The organism is Polynucleobacter sp. MG-Unter2-18 (genome assembly GCF_018687675.1).
Classification (GTDB): Bacteria; Pseudomonadota; Gammaproteobacteria; order Burkholderiales; family Burkholderiaceae; genus Polynucleobacter.
This window is the reverse complement of the sequence record NZ_CP061302.1, coordinates 537,424-553,460: the sequence shown is the minus strand read 5'-3', so window position 1 is coordinate 553,460 and position 16,037 is coordinate 537,424. Positions and strand designations below refer to the sequence as shown.

Annotated in this window: 17 protein-coding genes; 8 read left to right on the top strand and 9 right to left on the bottom strand. The window is 46.4% G+C overall.

Annotated features, from left to right (window positions below; genetic code table 11):
• Window positions 1–573: a chorismate lyase gene (locus tag C2759_RS02965; RefSeq protein ID WP_215356187.1), complete on the top strand. Its 573-nt coding sequence runs from the start codon at window positions 1–3 to the stop codon at window positions 571–573.
• Here the strand turns inward: C2759_RS02965 and C2759_RS02960 are convergent.
• Both C2759_RS02960 and hemC read right to left on the bottom strand, forming a co-directional pair.
• On the bottom strand, window positions 570–1,379 hold the full coding sequence (locus C2759_RS02960; protein ID WP_215356185.1) for a uroporphyrinogen-III synthase: 810 nt from the start codon (window positions 1,377–1,379) through the stop codon (window positions 570–572). The genes C2759_RS02965 and C2759_RS02960 overlap by 4 nt on opposite strands.
• 35 nt (window positions 1,380–1,414) lie before the next feature.
• Window positions 1,415–2,395, bottom strand: a complete 981-nt coding sequence (gene hemC, locus C2759_RS02955) for a hydroxymethylbilane synthase (RefSeq protein WP_215356184.1) — start codon at window positions 2,393–2,395, stop codon at window positions 1,415–1,417.
• A gap of 43 nt (window positions 2,396–2,438) precedes the next feature.
• On the opposite strand from hemC, the gene argH reads away from it, so the two are divergent.
• The 3 genes from argH to C2759_RS02940 are packed head-to-tail and all read left to right on the top strand — an operon-like array spanning window position 2,439 to window position 5,943.
• On the top strand, window positions 2,439–3,857 hold the full coding sequence (gene argH, locus C2759_RS02950; protein WP_215356182.1) for an argininosuccinate lyase: 1,419 nt from the start codon (window positions 2,439–2,441) through the stop codon (window positions 3,855–3,857).
• A 5-nt stretch (window positions 3,858–3,862) separates the two neighbouring features.
• The gene (locus C2759_RS02945; RefSeq protein ID WP_215356180.1) at window positions 3,863–4,414 is read left to right on the top strand and encodes a TRAP transporter small permease subunit; all 552 of its coding nucleotides are present in this window, start codon (window positions 3,863–3,865) and stop codon (window positions 4,412–4,414) included.
• Window positions 4,411–5,943, top strand: a complete 1,533-nt coding sequence (locus C2759_RS02940; protein ID WP_215356178.1) for a TRAP transporter large permease subunit — start codon at window positions 4,411–4,413, stop codon at window positions 5,941–5,943. Before C2759_RS02945 ends, C2759_RS02940 begins: the two co-directional genes overlap by 4 nt.
• 17 nt (window positions 5,944–5,960) lie before the next feature.
• Here C2759_RS02940 and C2759_RS02935 read toward each other — a convergent pair whose 3' ends face one another.
• From C2759_RS02935 to C2759_RS02915, 5 genes are all read right to left on the bottom strand, one after another.
• Complete coding sequence (locus tag C2759_RS02935; protein WP_215356177.1) at window positions 5,961–6,224, bottom strand: Txe/YoeB family addiction module toxin; 264 nt, start codon at window positions 6,222–6,224, stop codon at window positions 5,961–5,963.
• Complete coding sequence (locus tag C2759_RS02930; RefSeq protein ID WP_215356175.1) at window positions 6,214–6,471, bottom strand: type II toxin-antitoxin system Phd/YefM family antitoxin; 258 nt, start codon at window positions 6,469–6,471, stop codon at window positions 6,214–6,216. Before C2759_RS02930 ends, C2759_RS02935 begins: the two co-directional genes overlap by 11 nt.
• 118 nt (window positions 6,472–6,589) lie before the next feature.
• Complete coding sequence (locus tag C2759_RS02925; protein WP_215356173.1) at window positions 6,590–8,857, bottom strand: arginine/lysine/ornithine decarboxylase; 2,268 nt, start codon at window positions 8,855–8,857, stop codon at window positions 6,590–6,592.
• Between the two features lie 48 nt (window positions 8,858–8,905).
• The gene (gene dcd, locus C2759_RS02920; RefSeq protein WP_041484826.1) at window positions 8,906–9,472 is read right to left on the bottom strand and encodes a dCTP deaminase; all 567 of its coding nucleotides are present in this window, start codon (window positions 9,470–9,472) and stop codon (window positions 8,906–8,908) included.
• Window positions 9,473–9,513: 41 nt separating this feature from the next.
• The gene (locus C2759_RS02915) at window positions 9,514–10,356 is read right to left on the bottom strand and encodes a formate dehydrogenase accessory sulfurtransferase FdhD (protein WP_215356618.1); all 843 of its coding nucleotides are present in this window, start codon (window positions 10,354–10,356) and stop codon (window positions 9,514–9,516) included.
• A 134-nt stretch (window positions 10,357–10,490) separates the two neighbouring features.
• Here C2759_RS02915 and metG point away from each other — a divergent pair, with 134 nt between their 5' ends.
• The 4 genes from metG (at window position 10,491) to panC (ending at window position 14,223) form a co-directional block, all read left to right on the top strand.
• Window positions 10,491–12,161: a methionine--tRNA ligase gene (gene metG / locus C2759_RS02910; protein WP_215356171.1), complete on the top strand. Its 1,671-nt coding sequence runs from the start codon at window positions 10,491–10,493 to the stop codon at window positions 12,159–12,161.
• 151 nt (window positions 12,162–12,312) lie between these two features.
• On the top strand, window positions 12,313–12,501 hold the full coding sequence (locus C2759_RS02905) for a DUF3460 family protein (protein WP_215356170.1): 189 nt from the start codon (window positions 12,313–12,315) through the stop codon (window positions 12,499–12,501).
• Window positions 12,502–12,577: 76 nt separating this feature from the next.
• Window positions 12,578–13,375, top strand: coding sequence for a ScpA family protein (locus C2759_RS02900; RefSeq protein ID WP_237150549.1), 798 nt, complete (start codon window positions 12,578–12,580; stop codon window positions 13,373–13,375).
• Window positions 13,372–14,223: a pantoate--beta-alanine ligase gene (gene panC, locus C2759_RS02895; RefSeq protein WP_215356168.1), complete on the top strand. Its 852-nt coding sequence runs from the start codon at window positions 13,372–13,374 to the stop codon at window positions 14,221–14,223. Before C2759_RS02900 ends, panC begins: the two co-directional genes overlap by 4 nt.
• A 30-nt stretch (window positions 14,224–14,253) precedes the next feature.
• On the opposite strand, the gene C2759_RS02890 is transcribed toward panC, so the two are convergent.
• Window positions 14,254–14,742: a pyridoxamine 5'-phosphate oxidase family protein gene (locus C2759_RS02890; RefSeq protein WP_215356166.1), complete on the bottom strand. Its 489-nt coding sequence runs from the start codon at window positions 14,740–14,742 to the stop codon at window positions 14,254–14,256.
• 361 nt (window positions 14,743–15,103) lie between these two features.
• Window positions 15,104–16,036 carry a methionyl-tRNA formyltransferase gene (locus tag C2759_RS02885; protein WP_215356164.1) on the bottom strand — a complete coding sequence of 311 codons (933 nt, stop codon included), beginning with the start codon at window positions 16,034–16,036 and terminating at the stop codon, window positions 15,104–15,106.
• Window position 16,037: the final 1 nt, after the last annotated feature.

Below are 16,037 nucleotides of genomic sequence, written 5' to 3'. Positions count from 1 at the left end.
ATGATTCACCGTCGTCGCCTCCGTTCTGCATGGAATCGAGTCGATTCCGGTGAATTACATCAAGCGCCACGTCAGTGGCAGTCTTGGCTCAGCGATACCGGTTCTTTAACCCAAAAAATTGAACGTGCAATCGGACAAAAACTAGAGGTAGTAGTTTTGCGTGATTGCCGCCAAAACCTCAATAGCGACGAGAGTCGCTATTTTCATTTCAAGATCAAACGCTGTCGCATCCGAGAGGTACTGCTTTGCGCAAACGGCATGCCACTAGTGATGGCCAACAGCATTATTCCTAGTAGCAGCTCGAGCGGCAGTAACCATGAAGTTCTGCGCTTAGGAAAGAAACCATTAGGTGCAGTGCTATTTGCTAAAACACGGATGCGCTCAAAAAAGAAGCCTCTCAGAGAAATTGCTCGCCTTGATAAACGAAACATCCTATGGAAAAAATGTTTTCAGCAATATCAAAAATTGCCAGCGGTCAGCTGGGCAAGAAGGACCTTATATCAACTAAAAGGGCGTCCACTTTTAGTGAGTGAAGTTTTTCTGCCAGCCCTTCTTAATTATCCCAATAATTAGTTAGCTAGCCAGACCTGCGATGCGCCAATTAAAGCCTCATCCCCAGGCTCACAAGTAGTCACTTCACCAAAGCCGATTTGCTCAGCCGCAGAGGCAATATTATGGTGTGGGCAAACAGCTGTAGCGAGCGCAAGCGGCAGTTTAGCTTGACCTAAATACCTGACTGCCTCCGATGAAGTCAGAATCCAAAGCGAGTTAGCAAACTCCATCTTATGAATTTCATTCCAGGCCGAACTATTGAGATCTAAAGGAACGCGGGCATAGACTGAGAATGCTTCAACTTGCGCGCCAGCATTTTTTAGAGTGTCAGCAAGCCAATCGCGCCCACCCTCACCTTTAAAGATAATCACTTTTTTAGTGGGCCAATTCCAGTGCAGATTCTGCAATTCGGTCCATAAGCCTTCAGAATCCCACTGCGTATTATTCTGAGGAAGAATGACTTTTGCGGGATTAGCCTCAAGACCAACACCATGATTTTTGAGGGCTGCCATGCTGCTACCACCCATCACCCCAATTGGCACAGGCTTGTTAGATAACGCTTTCCAGGGGTGCTCCAATAAACGCATCGTGCATTCAATGGCATTCGGACTAACAAAAATGGCTAGGTCTGCAGTCTTTAGAGCTGTAGTAATCTGTCCCACCAAAAGATCATCGCCCTTTGGGGCAATAGTCAATAAGGGTAAAGAAATGATCTTGGGGGCAGATTCGAGAGTAAAGCCGCTATTGCGCAAACTCACCTGAAGCGCTTCTGACAACTGACGTGCCTGTCCACTGGGGCGGGTGATGACAATGGTCTTATTGCTCATCCACAACTTATCTAATAGGTCTTGCTTATCAACTTTTACTTAGGCAGGCCATTAGGCAATAAACGCTCAGCACCTTGAGCAATGAGGTCTTGTGCAACCAAGAGACCCAAAGCTTCTGCATCTTCCAAACTCTTGACGGCACCTTGAGCGCTAGCCAAGCAACTTGCAGTGCCGTCGACACTAGCTACAAATGAGCGGATATTCATATGATCTTTGTCCCAAGTAGCATACGCAGCCAAAGGTACTTCACAAGATCCACCTAATTGACGCGACACCATGCGTTCAGCAGTCACCGCAAAGAGTGTTGGCAAATCGTTCAGAGGCGCAAGCCACTCTTTAATTCTGGGATGCTGAGTCAAGGTTTCGATACCAAGTGCGCCTTGTCCCGCAGCCGGTGTGTACGGATCAATCGGTAGTAAAGCCCGAATGCGACTTCCTAAACCTAATCGCTTGAGACCTGCAGCCGCCAAAATGATTGCCTGATACTCGCCACGATCGAGCTTACCCATACGAGTATCTAAATTTCCCCTCAAGGGCTGAATCACCAAATGCGGAAATCTGGATCTCAGAACAGACTCTCGTCGCAAACTTGAAGTGCCCACTACCGCACCCTTTGGCAAATCTTCTAGACTGGCATAGTCATTAGAAACAAATGCATCATGGGCATCTTCCCGCACCATGACACAGGACAGATCAAAGCCCTCTGGCATGACCATGGGAACGTCTTTCAGAGAATGCACCGCCAAATCTGCCCGACCATCTTCTAGGGCAGTTTCGAGTTCTTTTACAAATAAGCCCTTACCACCTACCTTAGAGAGGGCTTTATCCAGTATTTGATCTCCTCTGGTAGTCATACCCAGGATCTGTACATCGCATGCCGGATAGAGCTTTTTAAGGCAATCTCGGACGTGTTCAGCCTGCCACATAGCGAGACGACTCTCACGGGAGGCAATTACAAGGCGCTCAGGGGTGCCAGAGTTGGAGGCTATAGGGCTAGAAATAGGTGTTTGGGACATAGCATTTAAAATAATTAAAGATTTACATCAATATACTGCGTTTATGAGCTCATCAAAAAATTCCCTCTCCAACAAAGCCCAAGCTTGGTCGGCCCGGTTTAACGAACCTGTTGACGAACTAGTTCAACGTTATACCGCCTCTATTGGCTTTGATCAACGATTTGCCTTGGTCGATATCGCAGGATCTTTAGCACACGCTGAAATGCTGGCTACTCAAAAGATTATCGGCGCCCAGGATTTAGCGGATATTCAAAAGGGTATGGCCCAGATCAAAGCCGAAATTGAAGCCGGGGAATTTAAGTGGCAACTCGCGCTGGAAGATGTGCATCTGAATATCGAGGCTCGCCTGACTGAGTTAGTTGGCGATGCTGGAAAGCGTCTTCATACTGGTCGCTCGCGTAATGACCAAGTGGCTACTGATTTACGCTTATGGTTGCGTGGCAGTGTTGATGAAATCGCAGCCATCCTCAAAACCCTACGCATTGCTTTGCTGAACCTCGCTGAGACTCATGCTGCGACGATCATGCCTGGCCACACCCATCTACAAGTGGCCCAGCCAATTACTTTTGGTCATCACTTAATGGCCTATTACGAAATGTTTAGTCGCGATGCGAGCCGTTTGGCTGATCTGCGCGCTCGCTTTAATCGTCTACCACTCGGTGCAGCCGCTCTAGCCGGAACAACTTATCCCATTAATCGCGAGCAGGTTGCTAAGATTTTAGGTTTTGATGGTATCTGCAACAACTCTCTTGATGCGGTATCTGATCGTGACTTTGCGATTGAGTTTTGCGCCTTTGCATCCATTCTGATGATGCACGTGTCCCGCTTATCCGAAGAGTTGGTACTGTGGCTGAGCCCACGCTTTGGCTTTATTGACTTGCCAGATCGCTTCTGTACCGGTAGCTCGATCATGCCGCAGAAAAAGAATCCAGATGTACCGGAATTAGCACGCGGCAAAACTGGTCGCGTCTACGGTGATTTGATCTCTTTATTAACTTTAATGAAGAGTCAGCCATTAGCCTACAACAAGGATAACCAAGAAGACAAAGAGCCCTTGTTTGATGCGGTGGATACCGTACAAGATACCTTGCGCATCTTCGCTGATATGGTCCCCCATATTCAGGTAAAAGCCGATGTGATGAAGGCTGCTGCTGAAGAAGGCTTCGCAACTGCTACCGACTTAGCTGATTACTTAGTTAAAAAAGGTTTGGCTTTTCGTGATGCTCACGAAGCAGTAGCTCATGCAGTGAAAGCCTGTGTAGGCCGCAACTGCATGCTCACCGACTTATCACTCTCTGAATTGCGTTTTGCTTGTGGCTTAGATAATCGTCCTGAGCTCATGGGCGATGATGTGTTTGCTTTACTGACTGTAGATGGCTCCGTGAATTCTCGTCAACATGCTGGTGGTACCGCACCGGCACAAGTACTCGCTGCAATTAAACAGGGTCGTGCAGATCTCTAATCCGCATGGGCTTTTGGGGAATGCTCTCAATAGGAATTGACCGCTTAAATCAATTCTTGGGCAAGGCAGCTAGCATTATGATTTTGCTGTCTTGCGTGGTATCAGCCGTTAACGCTCTACTTCGTTACAGTCTAGATATCAGTAATAACTGGCCACTAGAACTACAGTGGTATTTATTTGCTGCTGCTGTCATGCTGGGAGCTGCATATACCCTCAAACGCAATGAACATGTTCGAGTCGATCTCATTTACTCACAGCTTTCTGATCGCGGACGTCTTTATGTAGACCTCTTTGGTTTGATTGTTTTTTTATTGCCTGCTTGCTTATTGTTCGCCTGGCTATCTTGGACGACTTTGTTTTACCCCTCATGGTTAGTATCTGAACATTCACTCAATGCAGGCGGTTTACCACGCTATCCCATTAAGTTTATTGTGCCTTTTGGTTTCTTCATGCTGAGCCTCCAAGGCCTATCAGAAATCATCAAACGTATTGGCGCCCTCAAAGGCAAAGCAATATTACCCGCCGCTGATTTCTATTATGAAAAGCCCATGCAATGATTCCACTTGAATGGATGCCGCCGCTCATGTTTGGCGGGCTGATTGTGTTTATGTTGATCGGTTTTCCGGTGGCTTTTTCTTTAATGGCTGCGGGATTATTTTTTGCTGGCATTGCAATTGCTGAGAATTTCTTTGGCATGCCATTTTTGCAAGCCATTCCTCAGCGCATCTTTGGTAGCGTTCTTGCTAACGACCTACTTCTAGCAATCCCCTTCTTCACCTTCATGGGTGCCATCTTGGAACGCTGCGGTCTTGCAGAAGAAATGCTGGACTCCATGGGTCAGCTCTTTGGACGTATTCGGGGTGGGCTTGGCTACTCCGTCATCATTGTGGGATTTATTTTGGGGGCAATTACTGGCACAGTAGCCGCTCAGGTGATCGCTATGGCAATGATCTCTCTACCAGTGATGATGCGTTATGGCTATAACATGCGCTACGCTACGGGCGTTTTAGCGGCCTCTGGGACCATTACCCAACTAGTGCCGCCCTCCTTGGTTCTGATTGTCCTAGCTGACCAGCTAAAAACCCAGAGTGGCAGCGCCGATGTGGGCAGCATGTATCTGGGCGCTTGGGGTATCTCACTCCTGCAAATTGGTCTTTTTGCTATATACACATTCTTCCTCTCTCGCTTTAGACCCGACTACCTACCCGCGGCCCCAGAAAACGAGCTCACACTCAAGGGCTGGGCGCTCTGGAAAAAATGTCTCACGGGGATCATTCCCTCGGCAGTACTGATTTTCTTGGTACTGGGAACCATCATGACTGGCATCGCAACGCCAACGGAATCTGGCGCCATGGGTGCGATGGGCGCTTTGATCTTAGCTTGGATACGCAGGGCCAGCATTCCTAATCTCAAAGGATTAATTCAAGAGGCTTACCAAAACACCATGCGCATTACTGCGATGGTGGTTTTTATCTTAATTGGCTCCACCTGTTTCTCGGTTGTCTTTCAAGGCGTTGACGGTGGTCACTGGGTAGAAGAGTTATTTTCTGATTTACCGGGAGGCTGGATTGGATTCTTAGTTGCCGTGAATCTATTTGTTTTCTTCTTAGCATTCTTCTTGGACTTCTTCGAAATCGCTTTCATCGTGGTGCCGCTGCTTGCGCCAGTCGCCGTCAAACTGCTTGCACCAGTATTACTTGCCTCCATGAACGGCAATCCCCAGGCAGCGGCTAGTGCTGCTCTAGTGTGGTTCGGCGTAATGCTCTGCGTGAATATGCAAACCTCATTTATGCATCCACCTTTTGGATTTGCCTTATTCTATTTGCGTGGCGTTGCGCCTAAAGAGGTCAAGAGCAGCGATATCTACTGGGGTGCTTTACCTTGGGTTGTTCTGCAGCTGATCATGGTTGTGGTGGTTGCGGCATTCCCAGCCTTAGTCACCACCCTGCTAGATAAGCCTGCGGCAGTAGTACAAAGCCAAGATTTTAATTTCACGGGCAGTGAAGATGTTAAACCAGACTCATTGCCAAGCAAAGTTGATGAAGATGCGCCGGTTATCTTTCAGCTAGATAAGCCAGGCAAATAACCATCTACAAAACATAATTATTGATAGTGATATCGGCAGGCAATAATCACAAGTTGATCTTTCTCAATAGCGTAGACAAGGCGATGAACATCATCAATTCTTCTAGACCAAAATCCCGACAGACTTTCCCTTAATTCCTCAGGCTTTCCAATACCATCCTCAGGATTTCGCATGACATCTTTTATAAGTGCGTTGATACGCCTTAAAGTTTTTTTATCTTGTCCTTGCCAGTAAACGTAATCAGACCATGCAGCGCTTGTCCATACAACCCTACTCAGCATCTACAAGAGCCTTTTCTTTGGTTTTCCCTTTTCGATATTGCGCTAATGATTTCTCCAAATGTTTTACGTTAGCTGGAGATTTTAATAAATGGAGTGTTTCCATCATGCTGTTATAGGTATTCAAAGACATCACTACAGCATCATCAGCATCCCTGCGAGAGATGATGGCTACATCACAATCATTTACCACTTGATCGATTACTTGCTTAAATTGGTTTCTTGCGTCAGAAAAATTGATCACTCTCATGACTCGTCCTTACATGTTCAATATATTGTACAAGTATAGTCAAAGCCCTAAATAGGCGCAAGCAAAAAAATACCCTGCATAAGCAGGGTATTTGGAAGGATTCATTACCTAAACTAGGTCACAAGGTGATATCTGGCTCCTGCCTTACGCAATCAACGTAGTACTCAGTACTTCCATTGATTTCACCCTTTACTAACCCATGAATATCAGTCTCAAAGCCTGGGAATTGCGCATTGAAGTCACGAGCAAAGTAGAGATAATCAATAATGCGTTTGTTAAAGCGCTCACCCGGAATCAACAATGGAATGCCTGGTGGATATGGCGTTACCAACATAGCAGTAATACGATCTTCAAGTTGATCCAAGGGAACACGATCAACTTTTTTGTGCGCCATCTTTGCCCAAGCTTCGGAAGGCATCATTGCTGGCACCATATCTGAGGTGTACATCTCCGTAGTCATACGGGCAACGTTGCGGCTCTTATAGAACTCATGAATCTGCTGACAAATATCTTTGAGGCCAACACGCTCATAGCGAGGGTGCTTGGCAACGAACTCTGGCAACACTTTCCATAGTGGAGCGTTCTTATCAAAGTGGTCTTTAAACTGCTGTAGCTCAGTTACCAAAGTATTCCAGCGACCCTTGGTGATACCGATGGTGAACATGATGAAGAAGGAATACAAACCGCACTTCTCTACGATCACGCCGTGCTCAGCCAAGTACTTAGTAACGATACTTGCCGGAATGCCCATGGAGCCAAAGTTACCTTCAATATCCAATCCCGGCGTTACTACGGTAGCCTTAATTGGGTCTAGCATATTGAAATCTTTAGCCAGCTTGCCAAAGTCATGCCAGGCAGCAGATGGCTCTAAGATCCAATCTGAGCGCTCGCCAATACCCTCTTCAGCTAGATGATCTGGACCCCAAACCTTAAACCACCAATCTGCGCCGAACTTATCATCTACCTCACGCATCGCGCGACGGAAGTCCATTGCCTCAGCGATAGATTCTTCAACGAGCGTAGTACCGCCAGGAGATTCCATCATGGCAGCAGACACATCGCAAGAGGCAATAATGGCGTACTGCGGGCTAGTAGAGGTATGCATCAAATAGGCTTCATTGAAGCAATCACGATCAAGCTTTGTATCCTCTGCGTCCTGCACCAATACCTGCGAAGCTTGTGAGAGACCAGCCAATAACTTATGGGTCGATTGGGTTGCAAACATCAAACTCTTTTTAGTGCGCTTACGATCTGACCCAATGGCATGCATGTCTTTGTAGAAAGGATGGAATGCAGCATGTGGCAACCAAGCTTCATCAAAATGCAATGAATCGACTTTGCCATCGAGCATGTCTTTAATCATCTCAACGTTGTAAACGATGCCGTCATAAGTGCTTTGCGTAAGCGTCATAACGCGTGGCACCACATTCTTATCCTTAATGAAGGGGTTGGCATCAATTTTCTTCTTGATATTTTTCCACTCAAACTCTTCTTTAGGAATCGGACCAATAATGCCAAGGTGATTACGCGTTGGCATCAGGAAGATCGGAATCGCACCCATCATCGTGATCGAATGAATTACCGACTTGTGGCAATTGCGGTCTACCAGCACTACATCACCAGGGGCAACAGTAGAGTGCCAAACAATTTTATTGGATGTCGATGTGCCGTTTGTCACAAAGAATAAATGATCAGCGTTAAAGATGCGCGCAGCATTACGCTCACTTTGCAAGACAGGACCAGTGTGGTCTAGTAACTGACCTAATTCTTCTACAGCGTTACAGACGTCAGCGCGTAGCATGTTCTCACCAAAGAATTGATGGAACATTCGTCCTACTGGACTCTTCAAGAAAGCGACGCCACCAGAGTGTCCTGGGCAATGCCAAGAATAAGAACCTTCAGAGGCGTAATTAGTTAAGGCGCGGAAGAATGGGGGCGCTAATGAATCAAGGTATACCTTAGCCTCACGAATAATGTGGCGCGCTACAAACTCTGGCGTATCTTCATTCATATGAATAAAGCCATGTAACTCGCGCAAAATGTCATTTGGCATATGGCGTGAAGTACGAGTCTCGCCATATAAGAAGATGGGGATATCTTCGTTACGTTTACGTACTTCAGTAATAAAAGCGCGTAAATTATTTAATGCAGGTAAATCATGATCTTCAGAGTCAGAGACGAACTCCTCATCATCGATCGACACAATAAAACTAGAAGCACGGGAGGCCTGCTGGGCAAAGGATGTGAGATCTCCATAGCTAGTTAAGCCAATCACCTCCATGCCTTCGTTTTCAATCGCTTCCGCTAAGTCACGAATACCCGAACCTGAAATATTTTCAGAGCGAAAATCCTCATCAATAATGATGATTGGAAAACGAAATTTCATGTGTACCCTTTAAAGTCGCCAATACGGCGATTAAGCAGATTAAGCAGATTAAGTCTTCGGCAGAGTAACGCCGACTTGGCCTTGATACTTACCACCACGATCTTTGTACGATGTGCCACACACTTCATCGCTTTCAAAGAACAGAACTTGTGCGCATCCTTCGCCAGCATAAATCTTTGCAGGCAATGGGGTCGTATTAGAAAACTCGAGTGTGACGTAACCCTCCCATTCAGGCTCGAATGGAGTGACATTCACAATAATTCCGCAACGTGCATACGTACTCTTACCAACGCACACCGTTAAGACGCTACGCGGGATCTTGAAGTACTCAACTGTTCTTGCTAATGCAAAAGAGTTTGGTGGAATGATGCAAACCGGACCCTTGAAATCGACAAACGATTGTTCATCGAAATTCTTAGGATCCACGATCGTGCTGTTAATGTTCGTGAAAATCTTGAACTCATCAGCACAACGAATGTCATAGCCATAGCTTGAAGTGCCATAGCTCACAATTTTTTGCCCGGCGGCATCTTGGCGGACCTGCCCAGGTTCAAATGGGCTGATCATGCCTTGTTCGCCCATACGGCGGATCCAGTGGTCAGATTTAATAGTCATGGCCGAATTGTAAAACCATCACAGGCCAGATGCCCACGAAATTATGAGGCGGCAGTTGGGGAGGTAAAAATCACCCTCTCAGGGGCATTGAAGATCTCAAAATGCTTACCGGAACAACGAGATAGCAGTGTGAGATTGGTTTTGCGAGCCAGCTCCAAGCCCATTAAGGTCATGCCAGAGCGGGTCATCAAGAACGGAATACCCATCTGAGCGCCTTTAATCACCATCTCAGAGGTGAGGCGTCCAGTAGTAAAGAAGATCAGGTCTTTGCCTGGCTTATCTGCCAGCCACATCAGCCCAGAGATTGAGTCAACGGCATTGTGACGCCCAACATCCTCAATAAAATGGAGGAGGCGGACATTATTGTTGCCATCACGCTCAAATACGGCACAAGCGTGAACCGAGCCAGATTTTTTATAGATGGTGTCATGAACCCGAATGTTATCAATCAGATCAACGATTGCCTCTTGGGTTAACTGCGGGCCATCAGGCAATCTAATCTCTGCCATCTCCTCAATCAAACCACCAAACATGGTGCCCTGGCCACAGCCCGTTGTGACAACGCGCTTACTGGTGAGGGCATCGATGTCGACCGTGCTGCGATGAGTTTTGACTGCAGCTGAATCAGTTTCCCAATCGACCTGAATACTCGCAATATCATCCGGTGACTCTACTAGGCGTTGATTACGTAAATAGCCCAGAACTAGGGCCTCAGGAGCGCTCCCTAAGGTCATTAGAGTAACCACTTCCCGCTTATCCAAGTAAATGGTTAAAGGTCGTTCCCCAGGGATATGGGTGGTCTTGATGCGCCCTGCTTCATCCATGACCTGCACCTCGTGCACCAAGGGCACGGAGGCATGAGACATCTGAATGTTGTGGGGCAAAGCCATAAAACGCCTCTTGAATAGGTTCAAATCGGTGTTAACTTTAACCGCAGACTAAAATTGGTGCTTAAACAGGCCTTCAAGCCCCATAATCTTGTATTCCTATTTGTTATCACTTTTCTATTTAAGTCCGCATGAGTAGCCCCAAACGTCGCCTGCTAGTTACCTCCGCCTTACCTTACGCCAATGGCCAGATTCATATTGGGCATTTAGTGGAGTATGTCCAGACAGATATTTGGGTTCGCTTCCAGAGAATGCGTGGTCACGAAGTGCACTATGTTGGCGCTGATGACACCCACGGCACTCCGATTATGTTGCGCGCTGAAAAAGAGGGCCTCACCCCGAAAGAGCTCATTGCCAATGTTTGGAAAGAACATAAGCGCGACTTTGATAATTTCTTAATCTCGTTTGATAACTACTACACCACTGATAGCCCTGAGAATGAAAAGCTGTCTCAAAGCATCTATCTCAAGTTACGTGATGCTGGCTTAATTGAAATGCGCTCGATTGAGCAAGCATACGATCCCGTTAAAGAAATGTTCTTGCCAGATCGCTTTATCAAAGGCGAGTGCCCCAAGTGTGGCGCAAAAGATCAGTACGGCGACTCTTGCGAAAAGTGTGGAGCAACCTACTCCCCAACAGATTTAAAAAACCCGTTCTCAGTAGTGAGCGGTGCAACACCTATTAAAAAAGTTTCCGATCATTACTTCTTTAAGTTATCCGATCCCCGCTGCGAAACCTTCTTGCGTGATTGGACTCAGGTAAGAACTCCACTGCAACCTGAAGCTCGCAATAAAATGAAGGAATGGGTTGGACAGCCTGGAGACAGTAAGTTAGGTGACTGGGATATCTCCCGTGACGCCCCCTACTTTGGCTTTGAGATTCCGGATGCTCCAGGTAAATATTTTTACGTGTGGCTTGATGCACCGATTGGCTATTACGCCAGTTTCCTCAATTACTGCCAGGCTAAAGGCATGAACTTTGAGGAATGGGTCAGGCCAGATACGACCACCGAGCAATACCACTTTATCGGTAAAGATATTCTGTATTTCCACACACTCTTTTGGCCAGCAACTCTTCACTTTGCAGGTTACCGCACGCCAACCAATGTATTTGCTCATGGCTTTCTCACGGTTGATGGCGAGAAAATGAGTAAGTCACGCGGCACTTTAATTTCTGCACACAGCGTCATTGAATCTGGGTTTAACCCTGAATGGTTCCGCTATTACTTTGCAACCAAACTGAATGACAGCATGGAAGATTTGGATTTGAATCTTCAAGACTTTGTTGCACGCGTGAATAGCGACCTACTGGGCAAGTACATCAACATCGCCAGTCGCAGCGCTGGTTTCTTGGTCAAGCGTTTTGGCGGTGTAGTTTCTGATGGGGCAATGAACAACCCGTTGCTTACTGATATTGCATCTGCTAGTGAAAAAATTGCTGAGCTATATGAAGCTCGTGAATACGCCAAGGCATTGCGCACCATCATGGAACTAGCTGACAAGGTCAATGCTTTTGTTGATGAAAACAAGCCTTGGGAAATCGCCAAGGATCCTGAGCGCGAGTCTGACTTACAAAGAGTTTGCAGCGTCACCTTAGAGGCATTCCGCTTATTGAGTCTTTATCTCAAGCCAGTACTTCCAGGAGTTACAGCAGGGGTTGAGGACTTCCTCTCTGTGCCAGCGATGACTTGGAATGACGTTAAAACACCTCTTTCCAGCCAAAATCCGATCAAACCCTATAAACACCTCATGACGCGCGTTGAAGCGCCTCAAATCGAGGCTTTATTGGCAGCAAACCTATAAAAATGACCCCAAAAGAGCTGATTTTTAACCATTAGCCAAAAAGTCGGCAGGTTTGTAGGAAAAATCGTTAATAATGATGGCCTAGGCAATACATTGCTTCGCAGTAATTTTTTGTAAGTTATTGAATTAAATAAGAATTTTAGGAAATATGATGGCTAGGTATACATCTGAATTCACCCAGTTCTTAAATGAGCTCAAATCTGAGAAACCACAGCTCGAAGCAGGCCAGCAAGCTGGTCGCGCGCTCCTTTGGGATAAAGAGCCTTTAACTATTGAAGATCAACGTCGCGCTAAGACAGCTAAATTAAAGCAACGCGCTTACGTGTATTCGAATGACTAACTCAGGTAGTGGCTTAGGGGCAGAGCCAAGCATTCAAACCGAATTGCTTGACAGCACACCGTCGGTGACCGATGGGATGTCTTCGGCTTTCGCCAAGCTCTATGGTGAGCCGCTATTTAAGCTTCCGACCGATCTCTATATTCCGCCTGATGCTCTAGAAGTTTTTCTAGAAGCATTTGAAGGTCCACTCGATCTTCTGCTCTATTTGATTCGCAAACAGAACTTCAACGTACTTGATATTCCAATGGCACAGGTAACTCAGCAGTATCTGAGCTACATCGATCAAATCCGTCATCACAACTTAGAACTTGCTGCCGAATATCTTTTAATGGCGGCCATGTTGATTGAGATTAAATCTCGCATGCTGTTGCCAATGAAGAAGGCTGATAGCGATGAAGAGGTTGAGGATCCTCGTGCCGAATTGGTTCGTCGCCTCTTAGAATACGAGCGCATGAAACTGGCTGCACAAGAGCTTGACCAAATTCCACAACAAGGGCGTGATTTCCAAGTTGCCCATGGTTATGTCGACACCACTATTGCAGTGACTTGGCCTGAGGTTAATCAAGATGACCTACAGATGGCTTGGCGTGACGTACTACACCGCGCAAAACTAAATCAACACCATACGATTACCCGCGAAGAATTATCTGTTCGCGATTTCATGACGCGCATCTTGCGTCGCTTACAAAACACACGCTTTGTCGAGTTTGGCGAGCTATTTGAAGATGCCATCAAATCTGGCAAAGGTATTCCGGTCGTCATCGTGAACTTCATTGCGATGTTAGAGCTCTCACGCGAGGCTTTAGTTGAAATTACCCAAGCAGAGCCATACGCTCCAATCTACGTTCGCCTTGCCTATACCCCTGTTGCATGAAAATTATTAGCGATATACAAGAGCTGCGCGACCATTTGCGCGGTCAAAATCGTGCGTCCTTTGTGCCAACCATGGGCAATCTCCATGAAGGTCACTTATCACTGATGCTTCTTGCTAGGCAACATGGTGATCCAGTAGTTGCCAGTATCTTTGTGAACCGCCTACAGTTTGGTCCAAATGAAGATTTTGATAGCTATCCGCGTACTATGCAGGCGGATATTGATAAGCTTGAAAAAGAAGGCGTGTATATCTTGTTTGCGCCCACTGAGCGCGATCTATATCCACAGCCTCAAGAATACCGCGTAGATCCGCCTCAACAGCTTGGAGACATCCTGGAGGGTGAATTCCGCCCTGGCTTCTTTAAAGGTGTTTGCACTGTAGTGCTTAAGCTTCTGTCTTGCGTACAACCCAAAGTAGCAGTCTTCGGTAAAAAAGATTATCAGCAACTGATGATTATTCGTCAGATGGCTAAACAATTTGCCCTTCCAGTTGACATCATCCCAGGAGAAACCATTCGCGCCGAAGACGGTCTTGCCCTCTCCTCTCGCAATGGCTATCTCTCTATTGAAGAACGTCTAGAGGCGCCTGAACTTCAAAAAGTCTTGAAGGAAGTTCGTGCGCGCGTGTTGGATCTCAGTGAGCGCAATACGCACTCACTAATCCAGATTGAAAAACTGGCAGTAGATATTCTTACTGGCCGCGGCTGGCAACCCGATTACATTGCCATACGTCAGCAAAGCGATTTAGCCCCAGCATCAAATGAAAGTTTGCAAGCTGGCGAACCGCTCGTGATTCTGACGGCTGCCAAGCTGGGTAAAACGCGCTTGATTGATAACTTAGAAATTTAACTAGCGGGCTAATATCGACCCAAGGGCACCTTAGGTCATATTCACTTTGGAATGCTGCTCAGCATCTGGCTTGGGTCTCTCCCCAGCTACATAGGCCTTGGCAGCGGCATAAACATACTTTAATCCCTGAATTCCTGCGTTATCCCAAAACTCCCCTTCGCTTGGAGTAAATTTCAGCAATGCGATGTTCGGGTCAGATTTTCCAATTGGAAACCATACCTTCCAAATTTCTTTCCACAGCGTCCCAATTAAAGCGCGATCATCATCTACTGTTAATTCACCACTCACTGTGGCAAATTTTCTAGCACTTTGAAAGGTGAGTAAGGCCTGCGGGTTGGCGCGGATCTCTTCAACCTTGATGGAGTTCATATCAGTTAAGAGATAAGCCATCATACTTTCATCTAGTCGCGCTATTGCCATGGGCCTTGCATGAATTCCGCGCGTGCTATGCGTCACCAACATAGCTTCATCAAAATCCTTGACCACATCATATAAATTATTTTCTTTGATCTTGTCCATTAAAGCCGACTCCCTGGTGTTTGCAATAGAAAAGTGAATCCACCAATTACTTTAAAGAGTCGACCTGAAAAAACAGTGCGTTAACCAACATATCCGTCAAATATTTCCTTATGTCGGAATAAGGGCAGAGAACTCAAAGTTCAAATGGTAGGGTAGAGAGTCTTACCTAAAGTGTCGGCTTACTGAAGCACTTTATTTATTTTTAGTTTTTCAATACCCTGAAGATCAGAATGGTCAAGCAGACATTAGAGGATGCGATAAGTGAAAGGTTTTTCTGCTTTCCTACTCACAGCTAGCAATCGCCAAATCTTCATTCCCTAGAGGGCTAAGATTCAACTGATTTACGTGAAGAATAAGACAGCTACAGCGTAAAGAACTGACCTATCTCTAAGTTCAATTCTTTAGCCAATTCGGCACCAGTTACTTTTCCTGCCGCGCCTTTGGCTTTGAGGACCTCGATTTGTCCGCCATGACAGGCAACAAAGAATGAGTCCGGAGTAATTTGGGTAATTTCACCAGGCTTACCTTTAACTGCACCAAAGGTGGCTACTATGTGCTTGTGGCAATCGTAGATCTGCACTTTTTGCTCACCGAATTTAGTCCAAGCACCTGGCGCTGGATTAGATGCACGAATCAAGTTGTAGATCTGATTGATATGCGTAGCCCAATGAATTTGAGCTGCATCAACACCAAACCAACCTTCATAATTTGCCAGCGATTCATCTTGGGCGACTTCTTGATGCTGATTTGCAACCACTAGATCTGCAGCTTCAAGTAATGCTTTAATACCAATCGGGAAAAGATGATCAAAGTACACCTTACCTAAAGTGTCATTAGGCCCAATCACGACCTCTTTTTGCAAGATCACCTCGCCTTCATCCAAACCATCAGACGGACGGAAAATAGTGAGGCCAGTTTTATCTTCACCCAAAGCAATCGCCCAGTTAATGGCGCTAGGACCACGATATTTCGGCAGTAGTGATGGGTGATATTGAATTGTGCCGTGCTTTGGAATCTTGCAAAGCTCTTGGGGTACGAACTGCAACACATATGCCATGACGCAGATATCAGCTTTGCTTTCAATCATCGCTTGCGCTGCATCAGGGCCTTTCAGAGTGGCGAATTGCAAAGGGGTTAAGCCCCTTGCAATCGCTGCCTCTTTCAGCACTTCAGGCTTAGTCGATTTAGGATTATCAGGCGGACAAAAGACGGCAACAATTTCATCGCCCCGATCCAAAAAAGCCTCTAGGGCTGCCTTACCAAAATCAGCACTACCAATCAGCGCAACCCGCATC

Excerpts from the sequence above, each read along its gene's own strand:
- C2759_RS02890 (WP_215356166.1), bottom strand. The coding sequence starts at position 14,742 with ATGGACAAGATCAAAGAAAATAATTTATATGATGTGGTCAAGGATTTT.
- C2759_RS02935 (WP_215356177.1), bottom strand. The coding sequence starts at position 6,224 with ATGCTGAGTAGGGTTGTATGGACAAGCGCTGCATGGTCTGATTACGTT.
- C2759_RS02900 (WP_237150549.1), top strand. The coding sequence starts at position 12,578 with ATGTCTTCGGCTTTCGCCAAGCTCTATGGTGAGCCGCTATTTAAGCTT.
- C2759_RS02930 (WP_215356175.1), bottom strand. The coding sequence starts at position 6,471 with ATGAGAGTGATCAATTTTTCTGACGCAAGAAACCAATTTAAGCAAGTA.
- C2759_RS02885 (WP_215356164.1), bottom strand. The coding sequence starts at position 16,036 with ATGCGGGTTGCGCTGATTGGTAGTGCTGATTTTGGTAAGGCAGCCCTA.
- metG (WP_215356171.1), top strand. The coding sequence starts at position 10,491 with ATGAGTAGCCCCAAACGTCGCCTGCTAGTTACCTCCGCCTTACCTTAC.
- dcd (WP_041484826.1), bottom strand. The coding sequence starts at position 9,472 with ATGACTATTAAATCTGACCACTGGATCCGCCGTATGGGCGAACAAGGC.
- argH (WP_215356182.1), top strand. The coding sequence starts at position 2,439 with ATGAGCTCATCAAAAAATTCCCTCTCCAACAAAGCCCAAGCTTGGTCG.
- hemC (WP_215356184.1), bottom strand. The coding sequence starts at position 2,395 with ATGTCCCAAACACCTATTTCTAGCCCTATAGCCTCCAACTCTGGCACC.
- C2759_RS02940 (WP_215356178.1), top strand. The coding sequence starts at position 4,411 with ATGATTCCACTTGAATGGATGCCGCCGCTCATGTTTGGCGGGCTGATT.
- C2759_RS02960 (WP_215356185.1), bottom strand. The coding sequence starts at position 1,379 with ATGAGCAATAAGACCATTGTCATCACCCGCCCCAGTGGACAGGCACGT.
- C2759_RS02905 (WP_215356170.1), top strand. The coding sequence starts at position 12,313 with ATGGCTAGGTATACATCTGAATTCACCCAGTTCTTAAATGAGCTCAAA.
- C2759_RS02945 (WP_215356180.1), top strand. The coding sequence starts at position 3,863 with ATGGGCTTTTGGGGAATGCTCTCAATAGGAATTGACCGCTTAAATCAA.
- panC (WP_215356168.1), top strand. The coding sequence starts at position 13,372 with ATGAAAATTATTAGCGATATACAAGAGCTGCGCGACCATTTGCGCGGT.
- C2759_RS02965 (WP_215356187.1), top strand. The coding sequence starts at position 1 with ATGATTCACCGTCGTCGCCTCCGTTCTGCATGGAATCGAGTCGATTCC.
- C2759_RS02925 (WP_215356173.1), bottom strand. The coding sequence starts at position 8,857 with ATGAAATTTCGTTTTCCAATCATCATTATTGATGAGGATTTTCGCTCT.